Annotated in this window: 4 protein-coding genes; 2 read left to right on the forward strand and 2 right to left on the reverse strand. The window is 66.0% G+C overall.

Going from position 1 to position 6,754, the window contains the following annotated elements; genetic code table 11:
- Positions 1-76 precede the first annotated feature (76 nt).
- Entirely contained in the window at positions 77-1,264 is a 1,188-nt protein-coding gene (gene glf, locus ACFUTU_RS15070) for a UDP-galactopyranose mutase (protein ID WP_377965627.1), read from the reverse strand.
- 192 nt (positions 1,265-1,456) lie between these two features.
- Here glf and ACFUTU_RS15075 point away from each other — a divergent pair, with 192 nt between their 5' ends.
- Positions 1,457-5,611, forward strand: a complete 4,155-nt coding sequence (locus tag ACFUTU_RS15075) for an FtsK/SpoIIIE domain-containing protein (RefSeq protein WP_377965629.1) — start codon at positions 1,457-1,459, stop codon at positions 5,609-5,611.
- A 112-nt stretch (positions 5,612-5,723) separates the two neighbouring features.
- Here ACFUTU_RS15075 and ACFUTU_RS15080 read toward each other — a convergent pair whose 3' ends face one another.
- Positions 5,724-6,221 carry a hypothetical protein gene (locus ACFUTU_RS15080; RefSeq protein WP_377965631.1) on the reverse strand — a complete coding sequence of 166 codons (498 nt, stop codon included), beginning with the start codon at positions 6,219-6,221 and terminating at the stop codon, positions 5,724-5,726.
- Between the two features lie 233 nt (positions 6,222-6,454).
- Here ACFUTU_RS15080 and ACFUTU_RS15085 point away from each other — a divergent pair, with 233 nt between their 5' ends.
- Complete coding sequence (locus ACFUTU_RS15085) at positions 6,455-6,703, forward strand: WhiB family transcriptional regulator (protein ID WP_003804966.1); 249 nt, start codon at positions 6,455-6,457, stop codon at positions 6,701-6,703.
- The last annotated feature ends 51 nt before the right edge of the window (positions 6,704-6,754 follow it).

The following is a 6,754-nucleotide window of genomic DNA, read 5'->3' on the forward strand; positions in this document are numbered from 1 at the left end:
AGGATCACCCGCTGCAGTGTGCGCCAGGTTTGGCTGCCCTCACCGGACTTCAGGGCCTCAGAACTGATGGTCAGGCTCACTCGTCCACTCCTCCGCTTACCAGCGTCTTCCCGTCCTCGAAATGGGGACGAATCTTGTTGTCGAACATCGTCAGGGCCGATCCGATGGCCATGTGCATGTCAAGGTACTTGTACGTTCCCAGCCGTCCTCCGAAAAGAACGTTCTGCTCGGCGGCTGCCAGATCACGGTACTTCAGGAGACGCTCGCGGTCCGCTGCCGTGTTGATGGGGTAGTACGGCTCGTCCCCCTTCTCAGCGAATCGGGAGAACTCCCGCATGATGACGGTCTTCTCCGTCTGGTAGTCACGCTCAGGGTGGAAGTGCCTTGGTTCGATGATCCGCGTGAAGGCGACGTCGGCGTCGTTGTAGTTCACGACGGAGGTGCCCTGGAAGTCACCAACCTCGAGGACTTCTTCCTCGAAATCGATGGTGCGCCAGGAAAGGTCGCCCTCGGCGTAGTCGAAGTAGCGGTCGACCGGACCCGTGTAGATCACCGGGATCCGTCCGACAACCTTTTCCTTGCTGTATTCATGTGAATCATCAAAGAAATCGGTGTTGAGGCGAACATCGATGTTGGGGTGTTCAGCCATCTTCTCGATCCATGCGGTGTAGCCGTTGGTCGGGAGGCCCTCGTACTTGTCGTTGAAGTACCGGTTGTCGTAGTTGTAGCGCACCGGAAGCCTGGAAATGATCCCTGCGGGAAGGTCTTTCGGGTCCGTCTGCCACTGCTTGCCGGTGTAGTGCTTGATGAACGCTTCGTACAGCGGGCGGCCGATCAGCTGGATGCCCTTATCGTTGAGGTTCTGGGGATCGGTACCGGCGAGCTCGCCGGCCTGCTCCTGGATGAGCGCCTTGGCCTCTCCCGGCGTCAGGTTGGCGCGGAAGAACTGGTTGATGGTTGCCAGGTTGATCGGCAGGGAGAAAACCTCGCCGCCATGCACGCCATAAACCTTGTGGACGTAGTTCGTGAAGGTCGTGAAGCGATTGACGTATTCCCATACGCGTTCGTTTGAGGTGTGGAAGAGGTGCGCTCCGTAGCGGTGGACCTCGATCCCGGTCTGCTCTTCCTTCTCGCTGTAGGCATTGCCGCCGATGTGGTGGCGGCGGTCGAGAACGACCACCTTCAAGCCCAGCTCACTGGCGGCCTGTTCTGCGATCGTCAGGCCAAAAAAGCCTGATCCTACGATGACGAGGTCAGCAGTCACTAAATCTCCTGGTTCGAATTCGGGCAGCCCAATGTTGTGCATTGCCTGCTGCTCTAGCCTACCTGAGTCTCCTCCGTCGGCCGTGATCGGTGTCCCCGGAACGGCTTATCCACATAGGCGTATCGGGAGGCAAGCCCGGCCCGCGGCGTGTTCTAGCGTGGTCATGAGAACGGCTCGGAGAGGCGGTTACCGATGGAATTGCAGTGCACCCTGGTCCGCGCGCCAGGCTCCGTTTCCCGGGGACATTGCCCGGCCGGACCGGTCGAGCTGACGGTGGCGGCCGCCGACGGTTGTCCGGGTAGAGACCTGGAGGCCGAGCTCTCCCATCGCTTCCAGACTTCCAAGCTGACTGTCGCGGGCCTGCCGCTCGCGGATCTGACCGTGGGCAGGGCGCCCCTGGTCAACGGTGCTGTCCTCGTGGACGGCCCCGTCTGCGCATCTGCGCCCGCGCCCGGACGGGGCGGCGAACTTCCCGCTGCCGTGCTCCTCGCGGTGGAGAGTGGCCCCGCTGCAGGCTTAGTCCTTCCGCTGCGCCGGGGCTCCTACCGGATTGGACGGACAAACGCTGAGCTGACCATTCCGGATGCCGATCTTTCCCGTGAGCACGCCAGGATTGAGGTTTCGGATACCGCCCTGACCCTGGTGGACCTGGGCAGCATTAACGGCACCGAGGTTGACGCCAAACGCGTATCCAGGTCGGCCGTCGCGATCGGTTCGCACATACGCTGCGGCAACTCGTCCATGTCGATCGTGCTGGCTGCGCCCCCGGACGCCCGCGACCCTGTCCTTGGGCTGGCCGGGAGCTCCGTAGCGGAGCCCCTGACCGTGGCGAGTCCGGTCGTGCAGGCAGGCCGGTCCTTGCTGGTTCTGGGGCCCGTCCTTCCGGTGTTCATAGGTGTGGGCCTGGCGATGGTCACGGGGTCATGGATGTTCCTGGCGTTCACGGCGGTGTCGGCGGTGACTCTCCTGGTCCCCCTGGCCACCGGCGCCCGGCAGCGCCGGGAACTCAGATCGGCCGTCTCGGCGGCAGTTGCGCTGGATTTGGATCGACGACGGCGGTCCGGGCCGTCCGCTGCCGTCCTTGCGATGGGCGCCGCGTTTCCCGCGCCGAACTCCGCCCGTGCCGGTCCGCGGGTTTCCGATGAGTCCTCAGTGTCCACGGCAAGGATGAGCCCTGTGCCCGGGGTCTGGCTCCGGCTCGGCTTGGCCGATCAACAGGCCAACATCCGCCTCGAGCCGAATCAGCCGGGATTCAAACCCCCGGGACTCGGGCCGGTGCCGCTGCTCCTGGATCCGGGCCACGCGGTGGTGTCCGTCCGGGGGCCGGAAACGGATGTTCATGGTCTTGTCCGCTCGTTCCTCATGCAGCTCACCGGCTATCCGTTGGCCGCTGGTACCCGGATCGTGATTCACGGACCGGTGTCCGTCCTGCCGCTCGCTGCCAGGTTCCTTCCGGGCGTCTCACTCCGTTCCAGGATCACCGACACCCTGGCGACCCTGACAGACACATCGCGCGGGATGGATATGGCACGAGTTCTGCTGCTCTTCAGCGAAACGGAAGACGCCACCCCGGAGGCGGGCATCGCCGCAACCGCCCAGGGGCTGGGCTGGCGTGTTATCCATGTCCCCGGACGGGAACAGCAGCGGGAGGCAACGGATATTGAACTCGGCGAGCGCGAGGCCGTGCTTCGGGCACTCGGTGCGTGCCACCGTTTCGTGGCAGACCTGGTGCCGGCCGGCGTTTTCGACCGCTATTGCCGCGCATACGGACAGTCCCTCCTCGAAGTTCCCGTCGACGCGCATTCCATTCCGGCGCGCTGCAGGATTAGTGACTTCCTTGACGTGTCTGCCTCTGCGACGGCGAAGCGCTGGGCTGCAGGCAGGCTGGCACCAGGACTTCCCGTCCCCCTGGGCCGCACCGCCCAGGGTGTGCGTATCCTCGATCTCGAGACAGACGGTCCGCACGTCCTCGTGGCCGGCACCACAGGTTCCGGGAAATCGGAACTGCTCCGCACCATGGCCGCCGGGCTCGCCTTGTGCTATCCGCCGGACCGCGTCAATGTCCTCTTCTTCGACTTCAAGGGAGGGTCCGGACTCAGTCCGTTAACCGATATCCCGCACTGCGTCGGCATGCTGACGGACCTCGCCAGCAGCGAACTGGACCGGACGGTTGCGTCACTGCGGGCGGAGGTCGGCAGACGCGAGCAGTTGCTCGCAGACGCCGGCGCTTCGGATCTTGCCACCTATCGGCTGTCGCCGGCGAGCGGACCGCCGCTCCCCCAACTGGTCCTGATCATTGATGAGTTCCGGATGCTGGTCGAGGAAGCGCCGCAGGCACTGACGGAGCTGATGAGGATCGCAGCCATAGGCCGGTCACTGGGCATCCACCTGATCATGGCTACCCAGCGCCCGCAGGGGGCTCTCTCCGCAGACATCCGGGCGAACGTCACAACCAGCATCGCCCTGCGTGTGCAGTCTGCGCACGAGTCGTCCGATGTGATCGGCACGAACGTGGCCTCGGCGATACCTGTGAACCGGCCAGGCCGCGCCTACCTGGCCAGGGGCACGGAAGTTGCCGAGGAGTTCCAGTCGGCGTCACTTGGCGCCAGTGACGAGACGGCGTCCTGGCGCGTTCGGGTGTTCGAAACCACCGAGGCGCTGACCATGCTGCCTTTCCCCGGTGGACGCAACCCGGGGTCGGTCACCCCGGCAGAGGCCGCCAGGCCGGTGGTGGAACTGACGGCAGCGCTATGGGCCGGGATGGGCGGCTCCGCGCCGCCGCGGCCGGTGGCACCGCCGTTGCCGGACGTGCTGGCCGGTCCCGCTGACGTGGCAGCACTGACCGGGGGCGGCATCCTTCCCCAGAGCCCGATCCCTCAGAGCCCGATCCCGCAGAGCCCCGTCCTTCATGGTCCTGCACCTGCGGGGAAAACACCGGACGGGAGGACTGCGGATGTACTCCGGGACTGGGCTGTTGGACTGGGCTTGCTGGACCTGCCCGATGAGCAGCGGCTCGCTCCTCTCACCTGGCGGCCAGGAACTGACGGGCATCTGGCGCTTGTCGGCGCGGGATCCCGTGATGCCGCCTGCACGATGTCCAAGGCGCTGCATGACCTGCTGGCCCACCCCACGGAATGCCACCTTTACGTCCTCGATGCGGACGGGTCCCTTGCCGGCCTGGCGGGCGCCCCGCGCACGGGATCCTTGGTAAACCTCCACGACCTCCGCCGCGGCGTACGCGTCCTGGAGCGGCTGGCGGCCGAGATGTCCCAGCGGCTCAGCCGGCTCCCCGCAGACCCGGGACCGCCGCTGGTACTGGCCATATCGGGCTGGGGTTCCTGGCTGTCGGCCCTCCGCTCGGGTCCCCTGACCCGCGCCGAAGACCATGTGCAGGACATCATCCGGGACGGCAGACCTGCCGGCATCACCGTCCTGGTCTCCGGTGACCGGGAACTTACGACCTCGCGGTTCTTTCCGGCCATCCCCAACCGGGTTTACTGCCCGAGGGATGCCAGCGCAGAGAGCAGGCTCACCTGGCCCAAAATGCCCGACCTTCCGCCTCTTCCGGGCCGTGCCGTTGCCTCCGGCCCGTTGTGCGCCGGCCACCAGGGGGTCTGCCAGCTTTACACCCCGGAAACCGGCGGAGCCGCTCCCCCGCAAGCCACTCCCGGTGCAGCGATGCAGAGACCGGTGGGGATAAAGCCATTCAGAGTGGACCCCCTCCCGGCGCGGCTTTCTGTGTCGGAGGTCCTGGCGCGAATGTCCGGAACCGTCCCCCTGCCCAAAGTTGCCCGGCACCTCGTCGTCGGCATGGGCGGGGACGAACCGGCCCCTGCCGGCCTGCGCCTGCCGCGGGGCTCAGTCCTTGCCGTGCTCGGCGGTGCCGGTTCAGGCAAGTCCTCGTTCCTCACTTCCCTGCCTGCACTCAATGCCTCAGTGTCCGGGTGGCTGTGGCCCGGTCCCGGGCGTAACGCCGCGGACTTTTGGCTCGATGTCCACCGTGATGCGGTGGAAGGGCGGCTGCCCAGTGACGCGATACTCCTCGTCGATGATGCCGACCTGCTGCCTGCCGCCTCCCACCAGCACCTTGCGGACCTAAACGGCCGCGGCTGGGCGGTGATTTTTTCAGCTGCGTTCAGCCAGTCACTGGTGCAGCGTGTCCCGCTCGCACTGGGAGCACGCAGTGGCGGCAAGGGCATCCTTATCGCGCCCCGCAGTCCCCTGGATGGCGATATTTTCGGCCTGCGGGTTGAGCCGGACCCCCATCCCCCGCCGGGACGCGCCCTGCTCGTGGCGGACGGTACGGCAATGCCCGTCCAGCTGGCCATGGCCGAAAATGCCAGTTAGGCGCGGCGCATCCGTACACACGGCGAATCATCCCCGGAGTGAGGCATCCAGGTGCGTCGCGGGTGTGCGGTGGCCCGGCGGGGAGGGTGCCAGGCGGCGAGGGTGCCAGGCGTCAGAGGGCCGGCGGGTCGGAAGCGGCGCGGGAGGCGAATCCAATCACACGCTTGTCGAACAGCAGGACGATGGCGGCGGCCGCCGGGACCAGCATGGCGGCGCCAGCCACCGGCAATCCGCCGGTGAGCGTCGGAAACCCGATGGTCAGCACAAACAGCTGTGCCACCAGCGCTCCCGCGCGCGGCCAGCGGAAGCCCCGGAACAGGAAGACCGCAACGGCGTACAGCCAGGAAGCAAAAGCCAAAAGCAGGCCGAGCGTGAAGACGGCACCCCAAAACGACATGACGGGCGCACCGCTGACCAATTGGAAGCCGTACCAGGCGGCCGCCCCCAGAAGGGCCGTGGCCTCGGCTGCCACAATCGCTGAGATCACGGCGATGGCGCGGGGACGGGCCGGGCCCGACGCCACCTTTCCCGCGGCGGCCGGGTCCTCCGCGTCTCCGCTGCCTCCGTCATGGGAGGAGGAACCGGACGGGTCTTCTGGGGCTCTTGACACACTGGCACACTACCCGAGATAGTCGAGACGCGGCGGGACAGCCCGACGATGTGATGCATCGCTCACGTTTCTTGGGGATTTCGTAGTCCACTACCCCTTGTTTACACAGCGTTAACATGAAACGCTTGATCCAGATGACCAAGGGGGCCCTGCAGGGCCCCTTTCCTATGTAAGCCCTAGTGAATTTTTTCACAAAGGGTATTGACTTCCCAGGAATGGAGTGACTGATCAGCATGGATTGGCGTAACCGCGCGGCCTGCCTCGATAAGGACCCGGAGCTGTTTTTCCCCGTCGGCAACACCGGCCCGGCACTGCTGCAGATTGAAGAAGCAAAGAGCGTATGCCGCCGGTGTCCGGTCGTTGACACCTGCCTGCAGTGGGCGCTCGAGTCCGGACAGGACGCCGGTGTCTGGGGCGGCATGAGTGAGGACGAGCGCCGCGCGCTGAAGCGCCGCGCGGCGAGGGCACGCCGCGCCTCCTGACGCGAGACCACAGGAATTAACGGGCGAAGGCCGCGGACCACTGGTCTGCCC

Origin of the sequence: Arthrobacter sp. NPDC057388, assembly GCF_042668165.1 — a bacterium.
GTDB lineage: Bacteria > Actinomycetota > Actinomycetes > Actinomycetales > Micrococcaceae > Arthrobacter.